Origin of the sequence: Weissella sp. LMG 11983 (assembly GCF_025908495.1) — a bacterium.
Taxonomy (GTDB): Bacteria; Bacillota; Bacilli; order Lactobacillales; family Lactobacillaceae; genus Weissella; species Weissella fermenti.
Genome location: NZ_JAOZFD010000001.1, coordinates 92597 through 116019 on the forward strand (window position 1 = coordinate 92597; position 23423 = coordinate 116019).

Annotated in this window: 25 protein-coding genes and 1 pseudogene; 5 read left to right on the plus strand and 21 right to left on the minus strand. The window is 44.6% G+C overall.

Features of this window, described 5'->3' with window-relative positions; all coding sequences use genetic code 11:
• Positions 1-146: 146 nt before the first annotated feature.
• From OIT45_RS00605 to OIT45_RS00615, 3 genes are all read right to left on the minus strand, one after another.
• Positions 147-1076, minus strand: a complete 930-nt coding sequence (locus OIT45_RS00605) for a type II TA system antitoxin MqsA family protein (RefSeq protein WP_199404858.1) — start codon at positions 1074-1076, stop codon at positions 147-149.
• A gap of 65 nt (positions 1077-1141) precedes the next feature.
• Entirely contained in the window at positions 1142-1378 is a 237-nt protein-coding gene (locus tag OIT45_RS00610) for a hypothetical protein (protein ID WP_199404857.1), read from the minus strand.
• 181 nt (positions 1379-1559) lie between these two features.
• A complete protein-coding gene (locus tag OIT45_RS00615; protein ID WP_199404856.1) occupies positions 1560-2132 on the minus strand; it encodes a hypothetical protein in 573 nt (190 codons plus the stop codon).
• A gap of 216 nt (positions 2133-2348) precedes the next feature.
• On the opposite strand from OIT45_RS00615, the gene OIT45_RS00620 reads away from it, so the two are divergent.
• Positions 2349-2540: a transposase gene (locus tag OIT45_RS00620; protein WP_264330248.1), complete on the plus strand. Its 192-nt coding sequence runs from the start codon at positions 2349-2351 to the stop codon at positions 2538-2540.
• Positions 2541-2542: 2 nt separating this feature from the next.
• The gene (locus OIT45_RS00625; RefSeq protein ID WP_264329899.1) at positions 2543-3370 is read left to right on the plus strand and encodes an IS3 family transposase; all 828 of its coding nucleotides are present in this window, start codon (positions 2543-2545) and stop codon (positions 3368-3370) included.
• A 206-nt stretch (positions 3371-3576) separates the two neighbouring features.
• Here OIT45_RS00625 and OIT45_RS00630 read toward each other — a convergent pair whose 3' ends face one another.
• The 14 genes from OIT45_RS00630 to OIT45_RS00695 form a co-directional block, all read right to left on the minus strand.
• Complete coding sequence (locus OIT45_RS00630) at positions 3577-3813, minus strand: hypothetical protein (RefSeq protein ID WP_199405050.1); 237 nt, start codon at positions 3811-3813, stop codon at positions 3577-3579.
• A gap of 284 nt (positions 3814-4097) precedes the next feature.
• Complete coding sequence (locus OIT45_RS00635) at positions 4098-4631, minus strand: DUF4230 domain-containing protein (RefSeq protein ID WP_199405049.1); 534 nt, start codon at positions 4629-4631, stop codon at positions 4098-4100.
• A gap of 162 nt (positions 4632-4793) precedes the next feature.
• Positions 4794-5729 (minus strand): ADP-ribosyltransferase, encoded by a 936-nt coding sequence (locus OIT45_RS00640; RefSeq protein WP_199405048.1) that lies wholly within the window; start codon positions 5727-5729, stop codon positions 4794-4796.
• 74 nt (positions 5730-5803) lie between these two features.
• The gene (locus OIT45_RS00645; RefSeq protein WP_167471000.1) at positions 5804-5947 is read right to left on the minus strand and encodes a hypothetical protein; all 144 of its coding nucleotides are present in this window, start codon (positions 5945-5947) and stop codon (positions 5804-5806) included.
• 57 nt (positions 5948-6004) lie between these two features.
• Positions 6005-6997 carry an IS30 family transposase gene (locus OIT45_RS00650; protein WP_264329956.1) on the minus strand — a complete coding sequence of 331 codons (993 nt, stop codon included), beginning with the start codon at positions 6995-6997 and terminating at the stop codon, positions 6005-6007.
• Positions 6998-7139: 142 nt separating this feature from the next.
• Positions 7140-7469 (minus strand): hypothetical protein, encoded by a 330-nt coding sequence (locus tag OIT45_RS00655; protein ID WP_199404458.1) that lies wholly within the window; start codon positions 7467-7469, stop codon positions 7140-7142.
• Complete coding sequence (locus OIT45_RS00660; RefSeq protein WP_199404457.1) at positions 7462-8109, minus strand: CPBP family intramembrane glutamic endopeptidase; 648 nt, start codon at positions 8107-8109, stop codon at positions 7462-7464. The genes OIT45_RS00655 and OIT45_RS00660 overlap by 8 nt, the downstream gene beginning before the upstream one ends.
• A 284-nt stretch (positions 8110-8393) precedes the next feature.
• Positions 8394-9839, minus strand: coding sequence for a catalase (locus tag OIT45_RS00665; RefSeq protein WP_199404456.1), 1446 nt, complete (start codon positions 9837-9839; stop codon positions 8394-8396).
• A 183-nt stretch (positions 9840-10022) separates the two neighbouring features.
• A complete protein-coding gene (locus OIT45_RS00670) occupies positions 10023-11933 on the minus strand; it encodes an AAA family ATPase (protein ID WP_264339763.1) in 1911 nt (636 codons plus the stop codon).
• Positions 11934-11961: 28 nt separating this feature from the next.
• Complete coding sequence (locus OIT45_RS00675; protein ID WP_264339764.1) at positions 11962-12225, minus strand: tetratricopeptide repeat protein; 264 nt, start codon at positions 12223-12225, stop codon at positions 11962-11964.
• A 117-nt stretch (positions 12226-12342) separates the two neighbouring features.
• The gene (locus OIT45_RS00680) at positions 12343-13179 is read right to left on the minus strand and encodes a hypothetical protein (RefSeq protein WP_264339765.1); all 837 of its coding nucleotides are present in this window, start codon (positions 13177-13179) and stop codon (positions 12343-12345) included.
• Positions 13180-13449: 270 nt separating this feature from the next.
• The gene (locus OIT45_RS00685) at positions 13450-13689 is read right to left on the minus strand and encodes a hypothetical protein (protein WP_199404453.1); all 240 of its coding nucleotides are present in this window, start codon (positions 13687-13689) and stop codon (positions 13450-13452) included.
• Between the two features lie 130 nt (positions 13690-13819).
• Entirely contained in the window at positions 13820-14065 is a 246-nt protein-coding gene (locus OIT45_RS00690) for a hypothetical protein (protein WP_135797634.1), read from the minus strand.
• Between the two features lie 76 nt (positions 14066-14141).
• On the minus strand, positions 14142-14549 hold the full coding sequence (locus OIT45_RS00695; protein WP_199404452.1) for a hypothetical protein: 408 nt from the start codon (positions 14547-14549) through the stop codon (positions 14142-14144).
• A gap of 231 nt (positions 14550-14780) precedes the next feature.
• Here OIT45_RS00695 and OIT45_RS00700 point away from each other — a divergent pair, with 231 nt between their 5' ends.
• From OIT45_RS00700 to OIT45_RS12535, 3 genes are read left to right on the plus strand one after another with little or no spacing between them, the layout of a single operon-like run.
• On the plus strand, positions 14781-16049 hold the full coding sequence (locus tag OIT45_RS00700; RefSeq protein WP_199404451.1) for an MFS transporter: 1269 nt from the start codon (positions 14781-14783) through the stop codon (positions 16047-16049).
• 2 nt (positions 16050-16051) lie between these two features.
• Positions 16052-17038 carry an amidohydrolase gene (locus OIT45_RS00705; RefSeq protein ID WP_319606961.1) on the plus strand — a complete coding sequence of 329 codons (987 nt, stop codon included), beginning with the start codon at positions 16052-16054 and terminating at the stop codon, positions 17036-17038.
• On the plus strand, positions 17016-17213 hold the full coding sequence (locus tag OIT45_RS12535; RefSeq protein WP_319606962.1) for a hypothetical protein: 198 nt from the start codon (positions 17016-17018) through the stop codon (positions 17211-17213). The genes OIT45_RS00705 and OIT45_RS12535 overlap by 23 nt, the downstream gene beginning before the upstream one ends.
• Before the next feature lie 50 nt (positions 17214-17263).
• Here OIT45_RS12535 and OIT45_RS00710 read toward each other — a convergent pair whose 3' ends face one another.
• The 4 genes and pseudogenes from OIT45_RS00710 to OIT45_RS00725 form a co-directional block, all read right to left on the minus strand.
• A complete protein-coding gene (locus tag OIT45_RS00710) occupies positions 17264-19807 on the minus strand; it encodes a M1 family metallopeptidase (protein ID WP_199404449.1) in 2544 nt (847 codons plus the stop codon).
• A gap of 160 nt (positions 19808-19967) precedes the next feature.
• Positions 19968-21167: an MBL fold metallo-hydrolase gene (locus OIT45_RS00715; RefSeq protein ID WP_199404448.1), complete on the minus strand. Its 1200-nt coding sequence runs from the start codon at positions 21165-21167 to the stop codon at positions 19968-19970.
• A gap of 1 nt (position 21168) precedes the next feature.
• Positions 21169-22449, minus strand: coding sequence for an ABC transporter substrate-binding protein (locus OIT45_RS00720; RefSeq protein WP_199404447.1), 1281 nt, complete (start codon positions 22447-22449; stop codon positions 21169-21171).
• A 150-nt stretch (positions 22450-22599) separates the two neighbouring features.
• Positions 22600-23414: pseudogene (locus OIT45_RS00725) on the minus strand (carbohydrate ABC transporter permease).
• Positions 23415-23423: the final 9 nt, after the last annotated feature.

Consider the following 23423-nt stretch of genomic DNA (forward strand, 5'->3'; position numbering starts at 1 on the left):
AGTAAGCAACACTGATTTTATGGCCATAAATTGTTAAAACTGACCAAACCACGATTGCGAGTGCATTTTGGAGACGCTAAATTTGTTAGATTAATGGAAAAAGTGACAACAAAAAAGCCACCAGATATTAACCCGGTGGCTCAAGTCTATTGTTCAATCCCTTTTACAAATGTCGTTTCGATAATGGTTGGACTAATTACACCATACGATTCTGTCCTCGACCAAGGCGACCCGGCCCGATGCATAATTCGGCTCAAACCAGATGCAGTATAATCACCAAAATCGTTTAAGATTTCCATCAATAGGTCAGAAATTTCATGATCTCTTTGTATGGCACTAAAATCGTCAAACACTTGCGCATCCATGTCTTCAAACACGATTTCATGCAGACCGTCAAACGATTCATGAATTTCAGCAACAACCGGCCCGTATGGCATCGCGATAATTGGTGAACTAAACAGTTTGTTTCCTGTTCTTGCCAAATAGCGTCCGTACGCAAAGTAAAGTAGCTTCACAACCTTCATTTGCGTTAAATACTCAGCATTTATATCGGATTCAACTTGAAAATAATTATCTGCTCGGAACCAGTTTGCTAATTGCATGGCGGTAAAACGTGGTTCTTCAAATACCACAATTTGACTGCCATCCTGTCCATTCAGATAGGCATTTACTTTTTCTAGTAATGCTTCTTTATCGTTTCCAGCTGTTTGTTGAGCCAATTCATACAGAACATGATTATCAGCAATCAGCATTTTTAGTAGCTTGTTATTCGATTCTGACGGAAAGCCACCAACCTCATACATAGCAACGGTATTTGGGCTCCATCCCAGCAACTTCGCAAATTCTCGTTGCGAAAGTCCAATTCGAGCCCGATATTCTTTGATACTTTCCGGGTCTACAATGCCGAACTCAGACCGATACATTGCCCTCGCAATTTTTGCGGCAGCATCATCTAATTCAGCATCTTCGACCATCTCATCGGTGTCCGCATCGAATCGCGCAGGAGCCGTGACCCGATATTCGTGGCCATGAATATGATACGTGTTGGTGTAATCTTTGACATACGTCTTAACCATAATTTATTCTTCGACTCACTTTCTTGCTAAATGAAAACTAATGAATTTCACCCTGATGGAGCCAGTCATGAATTTAAATTTGATGTAGTAATAAAAATCCAAAGATATTCAGTTGGGCGATCACGATCAACATCTTTACGAACAAAATCCGTCTTCAACATGTCTCGAACCGCTAACTTAATCAAACTGCGATCAACCGCCTGTGCGTGTTGCGCATGGCGTTCAACAACACTAAAAGAATCCCGCGCTACCCAAGACTGCAATCGTGCGAGTGCTACGCCAATTTCGATATCATTTACCATCAAGCACACAAATTATATAGTGAATACGTTTCCTTTGCTACTATATAGTAGCAAAAACTTCCAAAGTCACCACATCTTTCTATTTGATACAACTAGTTGTCGTTCAATAATAAAGAGTCGAAATGCCCCGAATTTTCCAAAAATAAAAAATCGCCAATTCAACATCGGCGACGAATTTATATTAATAATTAAATGTCTGGCTCACTTTATTCGCTTGATAACCCACTAGACTGTTTAATTCAGCCTTCGCATTTTGATCTTGCGTAACTTGCCCTACGACCCCAGTTGAACTTGATGCGCCTTCGCTAGCGTTCGGCCTGAACATAATGCCATTTTCGGACTGTGGGATTTTAAACTCATAAATATTACCATCATTAGCGACGATATACATATCCATTGAATGATCTGTTGTTGATGCTACGTGACCGGTATAGCCTTCATAACCAATATGAACATCTTGTGCACCTTGATAGCCAACAGTGCCATCGTAATTATCGGAAGCCCCCATCCCATGCAAATCATTGGCATCCCAAACATAGAATCCGAAAATCCCTTCGGCTTGGAGACCACGGCCACCGTTAGTCCCGTTGATGTACAATGGGCCATTAACCGTTTGATAATACAACGACGTAGACTCCGTTATACCTGGGCCGCCCATCGTAATATTCAACACTGATCCAGCCCGGTTCATCTTAGCCGCTTGCTCACCAATCCACTGCCCAAACGCGTCAGTTTGTGCGCCGGAAAGCGTCAACTCTTTTGGTACTTCAACAGCCTGTGAGGAAGAAGATGCTGACTCCGATGACTGAACGCTTGATGAAACTGAGCTTGCTCTTATGATGAGATTCCGGACTAGTTTTTCTAGTTTGGTAAAATATCATCATAGGAGTATTTTTATTTATGGTTACACGTTATGAAGAGGACTTTAAAAAGTCCATCGTGGAGATGGTTAAAGCGGGCCGTCGGCCCGATGAATTATCCAAGGAATACGGTCCTTCAGCCGATTTCAATTCGGAATTGGGTCAAAAAATATGCGCCTGTAGAAGTGAATGGCGAATCAATATCAGCTGATGAATTGAAGAAGTTGCGTAAGGAAAACGCAATTTTGAAAGAAGAGCTCGAAATTTTAAAACGTGCGGCGGTGTTGCTGGCAAAACATTAGTTTTGCGCGGTAGAAGTGTTGTTTTACCAATTATCCACAAAAATTTGGTACAGGGGCACCGCATCACACGCGTTCTGAGTGCTTTGAAAATTCCAATGTCCACTTACTCTGACTGGATCCATTGGGAGCCGAGCGCACAAGAAATACAACACAACAAATTGAGAATTGCCGTCGAATCAATTTACACAGCCAATAAAGGCATTTATGGTTATCGACGAATTGCTAAAACCATGCGCGACTTATTCAAACTAGCAATCAGCGACCGCTTTGTATGGCAATTGATGAGTGAAGCTGGCTTGAAATCGCGTATGCAAAAGCGATATAACAAGCCTACAACAGTCAATGACAAAGATCAGATGCCAAATCTCATTATCAATCTGGATGACCTAAGTGGCGTAATTACAACTGACATTACGTATATCCAGTTGACCGATAAGACATGGGTTTACATGGCTAGTGCATATGATCCGGAAGACCGTAAGGTGCTGTCGTATCGAATTGCAGATACGATGACAGCTCAACTAGCAACCTCAGTAATCGTTAAGGCGCTAAGACGAGGTGAAAAACCACTGTATGTGCATAGCGATATGGGAAGCCAGTATACCAGCGAATTGTTTGAAAATACACTGGAGTCCATAGGTATTAGGCACTCTTACTCCCGTAAAGGGCACCCTTACGATAATGCCCGCATCGAAAGTTTTCACTCGTTACTCAAGAGGGAGCTGATCTACCAACAGGATTTCGAGAGTATCGCTGATGTGCAAGCCGCTGTTGGATGGTACGTCAACTGGTATAACAACAATCGTATATCACTCCGTGATGCCGCCTAGACCAATTTCTAGATGATATAAACGCGATTATACAAATTTGCCTATACACCGGCGTTTACAAGCACTGACTTTGTGAAGTCCAAAAATCACTCTGACCAGTGCTTATTTGCTATACCCTCAGACTTGTGAAATTCAACAAAATCCAAACTAGACCACCGTAACTCCATAGCCTCCGGCAGGCACAGGGGCAAAACCCCTGGACCCCATTAAAAAATGACCCAAAATCTGTACGAAATCAGGTCATTTTGAAAAATTTTCGTGGTACGAGCCCTAGCGGGCTCTAAAAAGAGGTCCGGAGTCTTGACATCAGAGCCGCTTACCACCGACGAACTGGCCGGCTCATCCTTAACCAATGTTTGATTATAGTCACGACCCAAAAAATAGAAAACGGACCCGATAACAATAATGGCTACTAAACCTAAAAACAAAATCACTTTCTTCATTCTGTGCTTTCTCCCATATCACCTATTACTTATATGATAGTTCAATTTTTAGAAAGCACGCTAATTTCGACCCGATTCAAGTTACGCATTATTGACGAATAACATAAAAAAGCCGTTGGCATCACACCAACGACCTTCATATTATTCGTTCGCTTAATTCACTAAATAGAACGACACCTTAGCTTCTGGGTCCATACCAGTAATAATGCCTCGCAAAACCCTTTTGGAGCTTGATTCAGCAGTTGTTCGATTTTCATCAAGTATCTTATCTGCAAAAGCACTCTTCAAAGAAAGTTGTTTGTTGATAGCCTTTTGCAAATCTTCTTTTGAATTCTTAACAAAAAAGCCTTTTTTCCTTCGTAAATCAATTCTTGTTTCTCATTAGAAATCGTCATTGTTTTGATTTCAGGTACACCAACCGAATAGCTATGAGCTCCTGTCTTACTGATTTCAATATGCTTCGTATTAAATCCAAGTTTCACTTGTCCTTTAATTTCAACAATATCTAAGGCGCTCCCATACGTAATTTTAGTAAATGAAATTTTTTTGCTTTGTGAAAGTTTTACCAACTGTTGGTACGAAACTGACAACACGTTCAGTTCCCCAATCTGTTGTATCTGTCTAACATTTACCGCTGATTTCACCTGCTTTTCTTGTTGTTTCTGCTCGTAATGTCGTGTTGCAGCCCAATATGAACCACCTGCAACCAGTACTAGCACAACAAGAGCCATTATCACTTTATGGATCAGCTTGGGATGGATGATTACATTCAAAATACCTTTGCTACGTCCAGACCTATTGCGGTTCTCTTCACCCATTTCCTACTCCTCAATACTAAACGCCATATTCATATTTGCCTTTGCGAATAGTTTTTAATAAAATTTTTGAACTAAAACTCATTCTACCTTGTAACGCACTTCACGTAAATATTTCTCTGTATCAAAAAAGCCGTTGGCATCACACCAACGACCTTCATCGCATTACTTCACATACTTCAAGCTAACCAGCTTGTTATCGCCCAAATCATCAACCGCCGTTACCTTAAATTGGCTACCGTGCTTGATGAGGTATTCCTTTTCAATCTTCCAGTCTGACAAGTTACCAATGTAAGCACCCGTGCTCTTACCCTTTGGCAACGTAATTTGGAGCACGATACCCGTTGCATACTTCTTGGCAATTTCTTGATCGAACGTTGCACTCATGTATCCCTTATCCGTGTACATCGCACCGACCTTCAACTTGCCTTTCAAACCAGCATCAAACCCGTCCGTTGAAAGGCCACGCCAAACCGTCGTCGTCTTAGGATTCTTGAACTTCTTGAATGAAGAATCAATCAACTTAATCTCATTCTTTGTCTTCGCAGAAGCCTTCTTGTCCAAACCACGCAACCAGTTATTCATGTCGCCGTAGTTCTTGCTGTATTCGTTAATTGCCTTAACTTCCTTGGTCGACAACTTCTTAGCCCACTTCTTGCTGTAGTTGCTGAACTTTGGCTCGTCCTTCGACATCTTTGTCTCTGGATCCTTGTGGTTCAACGTCGTGCCGTCTTGTGAGAGGCCCTCATCGTTCACGACATACACATACTTGTCCGTGTTAATCTTTGGCAATTCGTTTGACGTTACTGTGTAGCCACCAAAATCCGTGTATGGACCTGATAATTGCAACACCGCACCTGGCTTCATGTAGTAAATCTTCACCAACGTTGTGCCGGCAGCCATCGTCTTACCAACCTTCAACTTTTGCACCGCGATAGCATCCCCAGCCAACGTCAAATCCATATCCGCTTGAATTGCTGCGGCTGACGAACTCGTCGCTGACACTGCCTCATCTGCAAAAATAACTGCACCTGGCGTTACACCCCCACCAAGGCCAGCCAAAGCCATCGTTACAACTAATCCTCGTTGCCACATCTTCATGTCACAATCCCCCAACAGTTTTAATATGTCATTATTATTACATTTTGTAACACGAATGACAAATTAAAAAGGAGTTAACGATTACGACGCTTGTGATCACGTCGTTCTTGTTCCCAACGGTCGATATCTTCCCAGGTAATCGTCCGATCTGAATCGTCAAAAAAGGCTGCCACGCTAACGATTGCCACCAGAACTAGGATAATAATAATCAGTACCATGTCAGAGCACCTCTCACGTAATTTTCCTAATCGTAGCATATTTTGCGAGGTGAATTGTCAATTCAACCGGAACACTTGAGATAAATAATATTCTTTAGCCGATCTCCAGCCGAAAAGCTTTCGAGGTCGGCTATTAATTTGCTCAACCATTTGTTCAATGTATTCGTCTGAATAATCTTCGATTGCAGTCCCTTTAGGGACGTACTCACGGATTAGCCCATTTGTATTTTCGTTGGTCCCACGTTGCCATGGAGCGTGGGGATCAGGAAAGTAAAACTGGACATCGAATTTCTTTGTTATCTCATCTTGCGCACTGAATTCATTTCCGCGGTCTGGAGTTAAAGTCTGTATCTGACTAGTTGGAAGGGAATCTAGCATTGAACCTATGATTCTCATAACATCGACGGTTTTCTTTGATGCCGCTCGTTTTGAAAGTAATATTCTGGTCTTCCTATCAACCATTGTGACCAATACTTGACCGCCTTTACGGCCAATAACAGTGTCCAGTTCCCAATCTCCAATTCGAGAGCGACAACCTGCTTCTGCAGGTCGCTCGTCAATCGTATTTGGAATTCTAATCTTACCTCGACGCTCGACATGACCTTTAGTATGTCGAGTTTTTCCTCTATGCCGAAGCGCACGAGCAATGCCCCGAGCTTTGTGACTTTTCACCGGCTGGCCCAAGTTATCTCTATAAATCGCTCGGTAGATTGTATTTGCGCTAATAATCGTATGACCTTTTGATATCTTTAGTCGACCAGCTATCTGTTCAGGCGACCAATGTTTTTGATTGATTCCATATATAACTAGTTCTCGCAGTTCAGTGTTATCTAACTTTCGGTGTTTATGCGACTTCGTTCGAGCAAGCATGTGCTTTTGATCGGCATCCTCAGCTTCATAAGTTGAGCCAACACAGCGGGCAATCTCACGAGAGATTGTCGAAGCGCTTCTACCAATTTCTTTTGCAATGCTACGCATTGACAACCCTTCTCTGAGTAAAACTTCTATACGTCCGCGATCAAATGCGGTAAGCTGATGATAATGACTCATAATGTTTCCTGCGTTCTGTATGTTCTAGACAAACTACATTTTACGCTGGTTCATTATGAGTCAGTTTTTATTTAGCTTAGTGTTGCACTTGAATTGTAAATTCAAGGATGAAAAAAGCCCAGAACGACCTGGGCTTCAAACGTTATTTGTGGTTCTTAGCGTAAATGCCAAGCATTGCCGAAAATCCGGTCATAAATCCTGCCAAGATTGCCTGAATAATAAATTTTGGAAAAATAAGATCATTTTTAAAGAAAACAATGGCAACCAACCATGCCAGATAAATCAACAACGTCAGCAACACTTCATTTAGATTCGTTAAGTATAAGAAAGACGCCGCTACCGTTGCAACAACGCCCCAGGGATATCCCTGCCAAATATTATCGCCACCAATCACCGCTAAAATGATCGGCCCCACACTCACTAGCACCAATATATATAGCAACCCTTTAAAGCCCGTTAATTGTTTACTCATCACTCATTTCCCCACGTTTTCTTCTACCCAAATAGACATACCATAATGCCGGTACGGCATAACTAGCAAGCACAACCGCAGCGATATGATAAGGAATACCGTGTGGCTCTGCCAAATTTCGCAAGATGCCACTGAAATCCAACAACCCATGCATAATCATGGGATATAACAAGTTCTTCGTTCGCAGCATCAGCGCCGTTTGCAACATACCAAAGCCAGCAATTTCAATCATTTGCGCTACCGTATCATGCCAAGGTTGTGAAATGGCATTGGTAATGTGCCATAAACCAAACAGCATTCCCAGCACAATAACAAGCACTAGTTCACTCTTAATGTATTGCTTCACCACCGACAAAATTATCCCGCGCCATAAGTATTCCTCAAAGAATACCACTAACAACGTCAAAACAGCCGCGATTATAAACCCTTTGAATGTGTAATCGGCACTGACCAACGTGCCCAGTGTCATAATTAAGAATAGAAACCCTGGAAATAGTAGATATGCTGACTTCGGGACGGTCATATGCCGGTCAAACGGCACCTGCACCTGAGTTAAAACTTTATTAAGCAACAACGTAAGTCCGACTAGTGCTGCTTCTACCACAACAAGCGCTAGCATCGTGTGTCTCACTTTAGGCATACAATACATCCCAAAAATATGTAAGCTCTGACTCACAATTTCAATCACCAAAAACAAGGTAATCAATCGCCATAATTTCGATTTCGTCATGATGTCCCCCTCTTCACATCTTCTTATTAATTATAAGGTTAGTTCGTTTTTTCACAATACGTATCCTTGTCCTCAACAAGCGTTAAATGTTATCCATCTTAAGACAAACTTCCTCGCCATTAAGGCGTTTTTTAGGACCCCTTTATTAAAAAAGCGCAACGAGAACATTCCCGCTGCACTTCATTAGCATGTCATTATAGGTCAATATCCGCCATATCAACGCCAATGGCATCTGCAACACGTTGACCGTAATCAGCGTCGGCTCGTGCCATTTGTTGCACCATCAAGCGTTTGTTTTCAAGGCTATCAATCGTTCCCAATGTTTGCTTGAACGTCTCAACCAAACGTTGCTTTTCCTCTTCAGACATCAAATTATACAAACGACCGGCTGCTGAATAGTAGTCCGTGTCATAAGGCTCGTACGCCCCCGTCATACCTTGGAACATATCACCACTAATTGATGCGTGTGGATCTTCAACTGGTCCACCCTGGCTGTTTGGTTCATAGTTCACGCTGCCATCTTGGTTTTGCGCCATAAAGCCATCACGCGCATAGTTGTGGACTTCGTTACGCGGACGATTTGCCTTTAATTGCTCATAGTTGGCTCCCAAACGGTAACGCGCCGCATCCTTGTAGGCAAACAAACGCCCTTGCAACAGCTTATCCAATGAAGGTTCAATCCCTGGCACCAGGTTAGCTGGTGAAAAGGCGATTTCCTCAACATCCTCAAAGTAGTTATCAGGGTTAGCATTCAATGTCATCACACCCACTTCTTGTAGTGGATAATCCTTGTGTGACACAACCTTCGTGACGTCAAAAATGTCGTACTTGTAGTCCAATCCTTCTTGGTAAGGAATGATTTGGACATATAGCGTCCATGAAGGGTAATTGCCATCTTCAATCGCACTGAACAATTCGTTTTGCAAATAATCCGTATCTTGACCAGCCAACTTTTCAGCAACTTCATTGGTCATATTTGATACACCTTGGTCGCTGATGAAGTGATACTTCACCCAGAATTGCTCACCGGCCGCATTCACCCACTTGTATGTGTGACTACCATACCCGTTCATCGTCCGGTAACTGGTTGGGTTACCACGATCCCCCATGAGGTAGGTCACTTGGTGGATTGATTCCGGTGAATGTGCCCAGAAATCAAATTGCATATTCACATCACGCTTGTGGCTACGTGGGTCACGCTTTTGTGAGTGAATGAAGTCTGGGAACTTCAAAGGATCGTTAATAAAGAAAATTGGTGTGTTGTTACCAACGATGTCGTAGTTACCTTGTTCCGTGTAGAACTTCACTGCGAAACCGCGTACGTCACGAATTGTATCTGGGTAGCCTAACTCACCAGCAACTTGTGAAATGCGAATTGCCAGTGGCGTTTCCTTACCTTCACCGTTGAACAAATCCGCCTTGGTGTATGCGCTCATGTCATGCGTCACCTTGAACACGCCCTTCGCACCAGCACCCTTGGCGTGCACGACACGCTCAGGAATGCGTTCGCGATCAAAGTGCGCCAACTTTTCAAGTAGTTGGTAGTCTTGAATCAACACCGGTCCGCGTTGACCGGCTGTCAAACTGTGTTGATTGTTTGCCCAAGGTTGTCCCTCTTGTGTCGTTAACTTCTCTGCCATTGTATCGTTTCCCCCGTTACAATTCCGTGTGCAATTTCAGTAACTTATTCAATTTACTTATATTATAGAACTGCATATAGCATAGCGGGTAAAATCAGTGACAAAAGACATAACAAATAATTTGACGATATTGAAATAATATAGAAAAAGCAGCCGATTCCATTGTTGGAATCGACTGCTAAATTAGTTATACAAATTCAATTTCTTTGGCGAAGGCGTATGCAAAGCTTGAATGAGTTGTTCGCGACTGTAGTCCACAAAAACTAATTCTTCCTTTGCGCGCGAAACCGCGGTATAAGCTAGTCCATAATCAGCCGCTTCCATCACATAAACTTTACGGGCACCACTACCTTGCGATTTGTGAATCGTAATTGCATAAGCCAACAACAAATCACGTTTTGCTTGCCAGACGGGCAGCTTATACGTTTGACCAGTGGCTGGCACCGTGACCTCGACTTCACCGTAATCGCCATTCATGTCTGACACACGCAGATTGGTGATTTCGCCATATTCGCTGGTCGTATAACCATATTGATGGGTATCGTCATTGTTGTAGAACATAACCTTTGCCCCGACAAAGAAGCCACCACGACCATATTTACCGCGCTTCGTGAACGGCACCACCACTTCTTCATCAGCTGCCAGCGCCTTGAAGAAATACTCATTCACTTGAGCAACGCGCTGATTGGTGTACGCCAGAATCATCACGTCATCCAGTTCTAAGTGGCGACGCTTATCTTGCAGCATGTCGCCATACTTCGCCGTGTGATACTGCCCGGTTGTCTGAATAAAGTAATCATCTTGAGCACGCACATGCGCAATGAATTCACGTAACGTCGACACCTTGGCACGGTGATTGTTTTGGAACACGAATCCTGTACCGAACTGACGAATCAGCCCAATCAAATCACCGGTCACCGACAAAGCGTCCTCATCCAAACTAACTGGCGGCAATTGCGCGTCATCCCCAATCAAAATAAAGCGCGTGCCTGGCCCAAAGAATGCCAACACCTTGGCCATCATTTCCATCGACATCATCGAAATCTCGTCGATAATGACAGTATCGAATTGCTTAAACGCTTGGGCAGCATCAGTATCCGCTGCGACAGACTGCACCGTCCCCACTGTTTTAAAGCCATTATCCACCAGATTTAACTTTGCTTTGTGCGTCGGTGCTAACGCTACAACAGCATCTGTATTCAAAATCTTCCCCAACACAAACGTTTTACCACTACCACCAACACCAAGGAGCGCAACTAAGCGACGCTTTTCTTGTTTAATCCAGTTGATAAAGTCAGTTTGCTCACCAATTGGTTCAAAATCAGTCACTTTGTCACGGAATGGCAAGCGGGCGTCTGTTATGCTGGCCAACGCCTTTCGTACCAAGCGTTCATCCGCTAACTTTGATTTCAAATACAACAAGCCTGATTGGTCTTCTTCATTAATAAAACCGAATTCCGGCGATTGCATTAATGCCAATGATCGGAAACGTTGACGTTCTGAAACCGGCAGCACCTCACCGCTCGCTTTTAGCATGACCAAATCATCCACGGCCGCCAAATGCTTTAGCACCTGCCCGTCAGTTAGACGACTTTCATCCAGTAGTTGCGCAACAATTGCTTTACTAAACTCGGGTACTTGTAATAATGCAAATACCTTTGATAACTCCCACTTTTGTTGGAAGTAGGCATTCTCTTCCAAGTAATCATTAAACGCTGACATGTAACGAATATCTGTCATGCGTGGCAGAAACTTTTCATACAACGTTCGTGACTCCAACGCTGATGCACTCATGTAACCTGGAATATTTGTCCAACGTGGCGTCGTCAAACGTAACTGGTGCCACTCCTTATCAGTTAGCATTTGAATCTGATCATAAGATAGCTTATCGACAAAAATAGATGCACTTTGATAACCCTTTTCAGTTGTCGTGACAATTGGCGTACCATTTGAGGCTAACCGATCCAATCGGACATTCATCCGTGAATTCAAAACTGGCTCATCATCACCAAATGCGTTTTCCAAATGCCAAATTTGTGCCTGAATCTTTTCTAAACGGTCATTCACTAATCCGTGCGAAGCCGCGCGTTGCAAGAGTTTCCGCGCACTATCACTGTCTTCATCAAGAATCGCCAAGCGCGCTAAATAAGAATAAGCATTCGCTATTCGCTTTCGGCGTTGGTTTCTGACGGACAAACCCCGCAAACAGTTGGCCCGCTTGTTCGTAATCTTTCAACGCAAATGCAGCCCGTCCCGCATAGTAACGTGCCGACTTGTAGCTTGGCTTGCTTGTCATCACCTGCTGCAAAACTTCCTGCGCTTCAGCAAACTGCTTGGCCTTAATCAAAGAGCGCGCATGATTATATTGTTCATTAATGTCACTCATCAACCTAAACCTCTTTTCACAATCTACTTATTTTACCAGAGTGAAACAAAAAGAAGCGATAACGCATACACATTATCACTTCCGCTACCTAAAGGTATAAATTAATTTTGGCCACGATTAATTCTTAAACATAGCTCGAGACATTTCCAAATATTGTCCATCAGCTAAATTCACAGCATAATCTCCATTAAAGTTTTCATTATCAACAATGTCACTGTTACCAACAGGACCAGTCACTACCGCAACATAAGCCGAACCCGTACTTGACACCGTGTGCATACCGGCAGGCAAATCAACGCCAATCTTGTACATTCCAGGTCCGTTATAATTCTGCTTATCATTCAACTTTTCGTAAAGCTCTTTCGCACCTGAGACACCTAATTCGCCAAGAGAGTCAACATTGACCAGCGTTCCTCGTGTTGTCAAATTACCGGTAGCGTGGACTTGAACATAACCAAAGCTAGAGAAGTTTTCGTTGTCGATGATTTCTCCTGCCGCATCATCTTCGGAATAATACTTACTTGCGCCATATTTTGTAGCAACAAAAACATATTCACCTGCTGGAACCTGACCGGCAGTATAACTTCTAGGTCCAAATGCTTTTCCTTGCTTAATTAAATTAGAAACCTTGTCTTCGATTGTTTCTTCCTTAACAACAGACTCTGAAGAAGAAGACGCCGTAAGAGTCGTGTACTGTACTTCATCATGGCTAACTGATTGCGTTTCCTTTGATTCTGCAACCGTTGATTCACTGTTTGAATGTGCTGATTTGTTAGCCACACCAGTACCGGCAATAACCATCAACAAGGCTCCTACTAGTAGAAATGATATGTACTTTTTCGAAGCTGGATTTCCTGCCTTATTGTCTTGGTACATGTTATAACCACCGTACACGATGACTCCAAATGCAATCATCATCCCAGTGACGCCCATTGCCGAAAATGCACCTACCACAAACAACCCCAACAAAACCCTAACCCAAGTTTTTGAAAGTAATCCTTTATTAAAATTCATCCTTTTCTCCCTAAAACAATTTGTAAATAAACAACTAATTAAGTTTACAGATTCCTTATCTCCTAGTACACAAAATCACCCCGGTAACTAGTACCACAACCGGGATTGCTTTTTGTCACAAAAACGAGACTCATTTAATAGGGAGAATATGTAAAAAGCCGACCATCACTGGTCGACTCAAAAATTCACAGTGGACACCGTGTACAAATACTACAGTTCAGGACGAACCTTAACCACCATTCGATCACCAGCCATCAAGGAAATCGCAAAGAGGTAAAAAGGGATATCCCCAAATTTAACAGCGCCATCCTCAACGAACAATGAGAATGTTACCCCTTCATTTTTATCTGTTTTGTGGAGAACCGTTGCAAAATCTCCTTCTTCAGAAATTGCTACGCGCATTGTGTCCTCTACTTCTAACGTTAGATGTGCAAATTTATACTCTTTCATATCATTCTCCTCGCATGTGGTCATTAAACATGCTCTAGTGTATCTAACCTGACCGTATACCCACCAAACAAATATTCAACTAGTCGTAAAAATAAAAAAGTCGGCCATCGCTGGCCGACCTTCAAATTATTTATTGTCCCAATGCAAATGAGAAAGCTGTCACTGATGACAACATCACCAATCCAATGACCGTCATACCGAAAATCATACCGGCACGTACGAAAACAGCAGGTTCCTGCTTAGCAGTTTTGCGCCAGTTTAATTCACCGAGTGCTGACACAACACCGAGTAGCACTAAGAAACCAACTAGCCATCCAAATACTGTTAACTCAAGTCCGTTTGACCAAAATGCCGTCGCAATAACTGAACTATTCATGCGGAACCTCCTTTCTTCTTATACGTTACAGCCACTTTGCCCGGCTGCCCAATCAAATAATTTTTGATTTAGGAAATTATCGACGCGGGTTAATCAACACGTAACCTTCTGGTCGGGCAAGCTTGATGTCATAACCCTTTTCCACAAATGTATCAGCCACTTCACCAACAAAACGGTTACGGAAGAATTGATCCTTATCCAACAATTCCACCCCAGCCGTCAAGATCTTCATGTCCTCAACCTTTTGACCCATCGATTCAATCTTGTCCTTAACGCGTTCAACAACCGCCTCTGGTGTCTCACGGTAACCGGCGTACAAACGCCATAGAATTTCATCCAAGATGACATCCCCATTTTGCGCGTGCATTGAAGCCATTGCTTCTTGCATCATGTACCCCTTCAATGACTCCCCATAGACACGTATTGCCGTGATACCGTTCTGCGTCTCGTTATCAATTTCCATGTTTCGAATATTTGCAACCATATTAATATCCCCTCAATATTTTTCGTCACGTTTAATCATGCCGGACAAAATCGAAAAAGTTGGTGTGGTTTTTTGAATTAGCATGCATAAATTATGAATAAAATACGGTTGCTATACGTGGTCTATACCATGAGAAATCTTCTTAGTTGAAATTCACAAAATTACCATACTCAACCGGTAGACTAATTTCATCTATAACAACTATTTAGTCTTAGAAGGAGAATTTTTCTTATGGATGACGAAACAATTGTGGCAAAGCCGTCCACTGAAACGGCAGCCCCGGCAAAAGCCAAGGTCACTGCCCGCACAATCACATTAGTAGCCGCTCTATTCCTCGGCTTCATTATGATTTACTTTGATAAAAACGCGATTGGAATCATCTTGGTTAGCATGCAACAAGACTTCGGTTTCAGTAACGTCCAAAAAGGAATGGTTATGTCAGCTTTCTTCATTGGATATGCTTCAATGCAAGTGCCCGCTGGTTTGTTGAACACAAAGCTTGGTTCAAAGCGTTTGCTGGTCTTCTCGATGGCCGCTATTGCTATTTTCGCTGCGATGGCTGGATTCGCCAAGGCTGTGCTGTTCATCATTATCATTCGTTTCTTGGCCGGTGCCATCGCTCACTCTGGGTATGCACCTAGTGCTGCCAAGGAAGTTGCGACCAAGTTACCGTTGGATCAACGTACTTTGGCGCAAGGTATTTTGATTTCAGCTTCAGGTATTTCAGGAATTATCGTCCCATTGGTCGTGTCACCTGTTTTGCAAGATTACGGTTGGCAACGCGCCTTCTGGATGATTGCCATCGCTTCTGTTGTCGTCGGGATTGTCTTGCGTTTCGTTTTGCCAAGCGAAAAGAAGCTTACGGAAGCATCTGACGCAGCCGTCACAGAGCAAGCACCCGCTGCCAAGATGTCTGAAGTCATCCGTGAACGGTTTGTTTGGCTACTATTCCTAGCTAACTTTACAATTAACGCCATGATGTACGGCATGATCAACTGGATGCCTTCTTACTTGATTCAATCAGTGAAGCTTTCAACGATTGTGCAAGGTCACATCACAGCTATTGGTGGCTTGGCCTTCTTGGTTGGGTCAATCGGTGGTTCATACATCGTTGGTAAGTTCTTCTTCGGTAAGGAAAAGACAGTTATCGGTTTTGCGGCCATCATGGCTGCGGTGAGCCTATTCTTGGCCTCACTTTCTGCTGACAGCGGCATGATTACAATTGCCTTGGCTTCTGGTGAATTTTTCAGTGCCATGACGTTCGTCACGTTGATGTCATTGCCAGTTAAGCGTTTCGCGCCACATAAGTTCGGCCCATCATACGCCATTGTTGCGACTGGTGGTATCTTGGGTGGTATCGTTTCACCAACGTTGATTGGGTTGTTGGTTGACATGGCTAACGGCGCTTACTTCATGGTATTCGTCTACTTCCTAATCTTGGGAGCCTTGATGTTCTTGTGGTCACGCTTTATTCCAAAACAATCTAAGGAGAACGCCTAATTATGGAAGCATTGCTTGAAAAGATTCGGGTTGCTGATCAAGTAACCTGGCGCCGTTGGTTGCACCAACACGCCGAATTGTCATTCGAAGAATTTGAAACAACGGCTTACATCGAGAACTTGTTGCGCGATGTGCCAAACCTAACGATTGAACGCCCAGCGCCAACCGGTTTGGTGGCGACGTTGCACGGTGCCCACCCTGGTAAGACGATTGCCTTGCGTGCCGACATCGATGCTTTACCAATGGACGAATTGGCTGATGTACCTTACAAGTCAATTAACCCTGGTGTGATGCACTCTTGCGGTCATGACGTCCACGCTGCCATCTTGCTTGGTGCCGTATTCGCACTTGCTGAGATGCGTGATGATATTCACGGTGATGTGAAGTTTATCTTCCAAGCCGCTGAAGAAATGCCACCTGGTGGCGCAATCGCCTTGGTTGAAGCCGGTGTATTGGATGATGTGGACCAAATCTTTGGTTTGCACATCTTCCCAATGACTCAGACTGGTACCATCGGTTTTGCCTACGGGCCAGTCACTGCCTCATCTGATTTGTTCAATCTAACGATTAAGGGACGCGGTGCTCACGCGATGGCGCCTGAACAATCAATCGATCCAATTACGATTGGCACAGAGATTATTCAATCAATTAACAACATGATTGCGCGTCGTGTTGCCCCTACTGAAGCTGCTTTGGTTTCATGGGGACAATTCACGGCCGGTACTGTTAACAACATCATTCCCCACACGGCACACATCAAAGCGTCAGTTCGTTCACGTAACCCACAAGTGCGTGCCGACATGGAACGTATGATTCGCGACATTATCGAACACGTGACGGCAATGTATGGTGCTGAATACGATTTGGATTTCCAAAAAGGCTATGGTTCAGTGATGAACGCCAAGGAAGAAATGGATTTGGTGTTGGATACAGCTAAGGAATTGCTTGGTGAAGAACACGTACCCCATGCCACAATTGATGGCCGGTGAAGATTTCTCAGCCTACACGGAAGTTAAGCCTGGTGCGTACTTCGGTTTGGGTTCTGGCTTGGCTGAAGATGGTTACGAATTCGTCAACCACCACCCTAAGTTCATCGTCGATGAAGATTGCATGCCAGTTGGTTCTGCGATGTTCGTTAAGATTGTTGAGAACATTTTGATGTAAACAAAAAGAGGTAGAAAATCCGCGGATTTTCTACCTCTTTATTTTATCTATTAGTTGTTATTTACCTGGTGAACAACTGCGTTAACAGCTTCCTGTTCCGCCTCAATTAACGCAACACGGGTTTCTACGACCTTGATATCCATCGTGATTTCACGTGTCAAACCAGGCGTTGGCAACTTTGGTTCAAAGAATTCCTTGAACTCTGCCAAGCGCTCGGCCGTTTGGAAAATACCAGCCGTAACCATGATGTAGGTCGTGAACTCCATATCACCACCGACTGTATCTGACAACCATTGCCAGTCTGCCCGAATCCAGTCCCATGCCGCTTGTTGACCGTGCTTGTTTGCCAAGACACCGAGGTACCAAGCACGCAAATCTTGCGGCTTGATGGTGTTAGCATCCTCAAACTTGTTGATTAACGTTGCAATCAAAGCTGGATCAGGCGTTTGCGTAAGCGCCCCTTGAATATCACGCTTGAACGTCGCATCAGATGACGAAACGTAAGCTTGAAGCAATTGATTAAACAAGGCCTCGTCACCAAAGTTTTCGACCTCATTACGCAAAACCAAGCCACGCACTTCGGCTGGCAAAGCCGCCAAATCGGCTTGTTGCGCCACAAATAAATCGTGGGCAGACGCAATAGCTTCGGCGTTTCGGGCATACAACGCTGCACGCAAGACCAGCGGACGTGTAATCACATCGTCGATACTTTCACCAGATCGTGCGTGCCAACCAAGACGATCAACCTGGTTACGACTCAAGTTATCAAAGAATACTTGTAGTTCGCGTTCTGCATCAGAGTCAGGTGTCACAAACTTCTTCAAATTATTCGCCACATCATAAAGTGCTATCGTGACAATCACATGTTCACTATTCGCAAACGTTTGTAGCAATGGCACAACGGCGGCATATGACGTCAAACGACCTTCAGACAATAACCGTTGATCTTGTAGCAATTGCAACTGTGAAATGGCAGACAAGTTCGTCGCAGCTTGTGCCAAATCAGCCAACAGCGTCTCGTCATATTTCACAATGAAGTGAGAGTTATTGCCAACGTTCAATTGGAATGGTTGACCATTCTGCTCACGCAATTGTTGATAATCACCAACCACGATTTCATGTTCAGTCAGCAATTCTGGCACCACTTCATAGTTACTGTTCAACGGAATTTGCCACTGACGACCTTTTTCTTCACCTTCACCAATGAAGAATTGTTGTTGTGACAAGGTCAATTGACCATCGACAACTGCTGCTGTCACGACTGGATAACCTGGTTGCTCCAACCAAGACGTCATGATAGCACCGACATCCAAGCCAGAGGCGTCACCCAACGCTTGCCATAGGTCAGCACCGGTGGCATTACCATACTGGTGCGCATCAAAGTAAGCCTTCAAGCCCTTACGCAAGGCATCATCCCCAAGCAACGCACGGACCATGACCAACATCCGCGCACCCTTCGCATAGACGATGGCGCCGTCAAAGAGCGCATCAATTTCTGCTGGATCTTCGACCTGCACGTGAACTGATTGCACACCATCAGTCGCATCTCGGCTCAATGCTGCTGGCACATCAGATGTTTGGAACAATTCCCAAATGTGCCAATCTGGTTCAATGGCATCAATGGCAACATACTCCATCATGTTGGCGAAACTTTCGTTAAGCCACAAGTCATCCCACCACTTCATCGTCACCAAATCACCGAACCATTGGTGCGCCAATTCGTGCGCGATCACAGTCGCCACCAGTTGTTTCTGACGCAATGGGGTATTATCTGGATCAAGCGTTAGATAAGCTTCACGATACGTAACCAAGCCCCAGTTTTCCATGGCACCGGCTGAAAAATCAGGCAATGCCAACTGCCATGAATGTGGCAATGGATATGGTGTTTGGTAGAAGTCCTCATAGAATTCAATTGAACGCTTAGCAATATCAAGCGCAAAGTCTAATTCATTTGCCTGGTGCGCCTTCGTGGCAAAAACACCCACTTCGACACCGCTCTTGGTACGCGTTGTCTTGCTCTGCAAATCACCGAACACAAAGGCCACCAAATACGTTGACATGCGAACAGTCGTCGCAAAATAGTGCACGCCATCTTCTTCACGTAGTTCCGCCATATTTGCCAACACGGTTTCACCCGGTTGCTCATCAAACTTGAGCGCTAAATCAAACGTTGCCTTGGCTTCAGGTTCATCGATTGCCGGGAACGCTTGGCGCGCAAAAGTCGTTTCAAATTGTGTACCGATAATCTGCTTCTTCTCACCGGCCACCTCATAGTATGACGGATAAATCCCCATCATCGTGTCGGTCAATGGCGCCGTGTACGTAATCGTCAAAGCGGTTGGCCCCACTTCACGCAATGTAACGCGAATCGCCTCATGTTCATTATCAACTTTGTAAGCCAACTCTTGGCCGGCTTCATCAGTCACTGACGTAATCGTCAAATACTTTTGGTGAACTGAAATTTCGGTTGCCTTGGCTTCACCGGAAATCGTTGTGCGTCCACTAATCACTTTTGTACCGCGGTTCACATCAATGTACAAATCATAATGTGAAGGTTGGAAAGCCTCGTAAAAATGCTCATTCTTCGCTGTCATGTTACTCCCCTCTAACGACTAGTCAGTCTATCTTAATAATTAATATTAGAACTTTCCTCATAAAAGTCAACGTTATGTTTAATGATACGCCCTACCTTACCAATTTCAACTGCACAAAACTAAAATGCTACGCAATTCATCATCACGTAGCATTTCGTTATTATTCAAATGTGAACGTCTCGCCCTTTTTTGGCAGATAGGTTTCAAGACCCATATTATGCAACGCTTGCGCTTCACGTTCCGGCTTGAACGAGTGCCAAGGCAACGTGACCTTAGCGTTCACTTCAGCTGCAACGCGTAACAAGTCATCCGTTGTCGCGTGACCACTTGCACCGGCAATTTGTAGTGCGACACCACGCTTTTCGAGATAGGCGACTAGCTCAGCATAACGCGGATCGTAATCACCCAGCGGTTCACCATTCATGTGTAAATAGCTGAAACGGTCGAAATGGTCGAGCAACGCGATGTCATCAAAGCGGTTTTGCAGTACGTAATGTTGCTGGTTCGCCATAATCTCATTGAGAGTGACATCTTCACCAAATGTCACGACATCCTCGCGTCCCATCGCTTTTAGAATCCCCGCAAAGCGTGCGTCCCACACCAATTCGCGACCGAAATCATGAACAATCGCTTGCAGGCGCATCAACCGCTCAACATTGCGCTCATAGGGATTGATTACCACCAGTTCCTTTTGCGTCATGGCCGCTGACAGGTCAGCCAATACATTCGCTTCGGTACGACGTTGCCGGGTTGGGTCAGCGTCGAATGAGAACTCGGTCCCTTCAATGAAGAACAAATCTGATTGATGTTCGTGCAAATAGTTGGTCCAGGCCGTCACACGTTCTGGGTGCCAACCATCATAACGAACATCCCCACTATGCACGAAGCGGTGCTTGCCGTCGGTGACTTCGAACATATAAGCCCCCATGGCATCGTGGTCCGATAAGAATGCTTGCACTGACAAGTCCCCGATTTTAACTGGCGCCTCAGTCATAATCACTTTGATTTGCGCATTCGGTGCTGATTCAACACCTTGACGAATCAACTCAGCATACAACTTGGCCGACTCTGGACTCATGTACACCGGCGTTGGCTTGGTCAAATATTGCAACGCCCCCATGTGATCCAAATGGAGATGTGACACAAAAATGGCCGTTTCCTGGTCAGTTGCTTTTGCATCTGAAAATAAGTCAGGTAAATCGGGCAACACGCCGCTCGCCAGCAAATCATCTGGGCGTGTGTCGGCCGGCGCAAAGTTCATACCGAAGTCCATAATCACACGCGCTTGGGCCGTCTCAAAGGACACCACGTTTCCACCGATGGTATCAACACCGTTTAGTACTGTTACCGTGGTCGTCATGTTACTTGCTTTCCTTTACAATCTTTTGCGTTTGCTTTTGCAATGTATCCAAGGCATCCTTAGGCGCCGTCTTCTTCGTCAGCATCGCATCAGTGGCGCTCAACAAGTCCGTGCGGTACTCTTGGTAACCCAAGAAGGCCGTGTCAGAAAAGGCCCCTGGCAATGAATCTGAAGCAGCCTTCGCTAATGGGTTAGCCTTCAAGTAAGCCTTGTATGACGCTGACTTGGCAGCCTTCTTCGTAATTGGCAAGTAGCCAGTGTCTTCGGCCCACTTTTCAGTTTGCTTATCAGATGCCAAGAACTTCATAAAGGCAAACGCACCAACTTGTTCCTTCTTTGACGCTTGGGCCGTCGTGACCAAGTTGTTTCCAGCCAACATCGTAGCGTTCTTACCTTCGTATGATGGCATCACTGCCGTACCCCAATCGAAGCCTTGTGGTGCTGCAGCCTTAGTTGCTGAAATACCAGCTGATGATGAGAATGACAAGGCCGTCTTACCATTGACGAAGTTTGTCGTACCGTAAATGTCAGAACCAGCGGTCAACGCTTCCCCATTGTTGACCATATCCGTGATTGTCTTGGCGGCTGCGACAGCCTTCTTTGAGTTGATGTTGACCTTACCAGAAGGCGTGACCAACTTGACCCCGGCAGCGCGAACCATTGAGTTCCATTCCATATCAAATGACTTGTCATAACCGACGGCGGCAATGTTGTGTTGCTTCAAGACCTTCGCCATCTTCGCTACATCATCCCAAGTCTTTGGCACTGACAAACCGTATTGATCCAAGATTGACTTGTTGTAGAACATCACACGCACTGATGCTGAGAATGGCATTGCGTAATATGATCCCTTGTACTTGGCTTGTTCCAAGAATCCAGGGTAGATGTTCTTCAAATCAGCCTTTGAAAGACCATCCTTGCCCTTAACTTGGCTATCCATGTTTGTCACGATACCGTTCTTGGCGTAGTCCGGCACTTGGGTGTATGTTGCTTGAGCCATGTCAGGTAAGGTCTTTGACTTGGCAGCCGCCATGACCTTTTGGTTCAACGTTGTGTAGTCACCTTGGGCAGTTGCAACAATCTCATACTTTGATTGTGATGCGTTAAATGCCTTAATTTGTTCGTCCAATGCCTTGGCGTAGTTTCCCGTCATGGCGTGCCAGAATGTAATCTTCGTTGGCTTTGATGCAGCACTGGCAACCGTTGGAACCGCCGTTGCGAATGCGCCTGATGTCAATGCCAATACAGCTGAACCTGCGAACAATTTTGTCCAAGTCTTCATGTTAAAAGTTCCCCTTTTTTCCCACATAACTAACAATTAATGACTGTCAGGCATACCACAGGGCCCTTGTGATATTTCTGAACAGTTTAGTGATAACAATTGTTTCTCATCACTAAACCGTTCACAAACATGCTGTGAACAGTCGGTTATTTAACCTTTAATACCTGTATTTGAAATGCCGGCAACCACGTACTTGTTCAACAATAAATACATGATGACCATTGGCAAAATAACGAACGTTGAGGCCGCCATGAGTTCTGGGTATTGCACCCCAGAATCGCTCGAGAAAGCTTGCAACCCAACCGGTAGCGTACGCATCCCCTCAGTGTTCGTCACAATCAATGGCCACATAAATGAATTCCAACTACCAATGATTTGCAACAATCCGATGGCCGTGATGGTTGATTTAGCATTTGGCACCAACACACGCCAGAGGAATTGCCAATCGCTGGCACCGTCCAATCGTGCGGCGTAATACAACTGATCCGGCACACTGGCGAAACTTTGACGGAGCGTGAATACCGAGAAGAATGATGCCAACCATGGCACAATCACGCCCCATACGTGTTGACCAAATGCATTTCTGACAACGTGACGAAGTTTGGAATGATTAACATTTCACCTGGCACCATCATCGTCGCCAAGAGAATTGTGAATAAGACTTTCTTACCTGAGAAATTCAACTTGGCAAACGCGAAAGCCGCCAGAATTGACGTCACCAACTGACCAACGGTGGTCGTTAGTGAAACGACAACTGAGTTCACGAGGTACGTGGCAAATGGGGCTGCATGCCATGCACGCACCCAGTTGGACCATTGCATGTGCTTAGGCAACCATGTTGGTGGCGTTTGTAAGGCTTCAAAGCCGGTTTTGAATGCCGTTGATACCATCCAGAAGAACGGCAACAACATCGTGATGGCACCAAGCGTCAAAATGACATAAACAATTGTTTTCTTTGTTTTCATGGCGCCCTC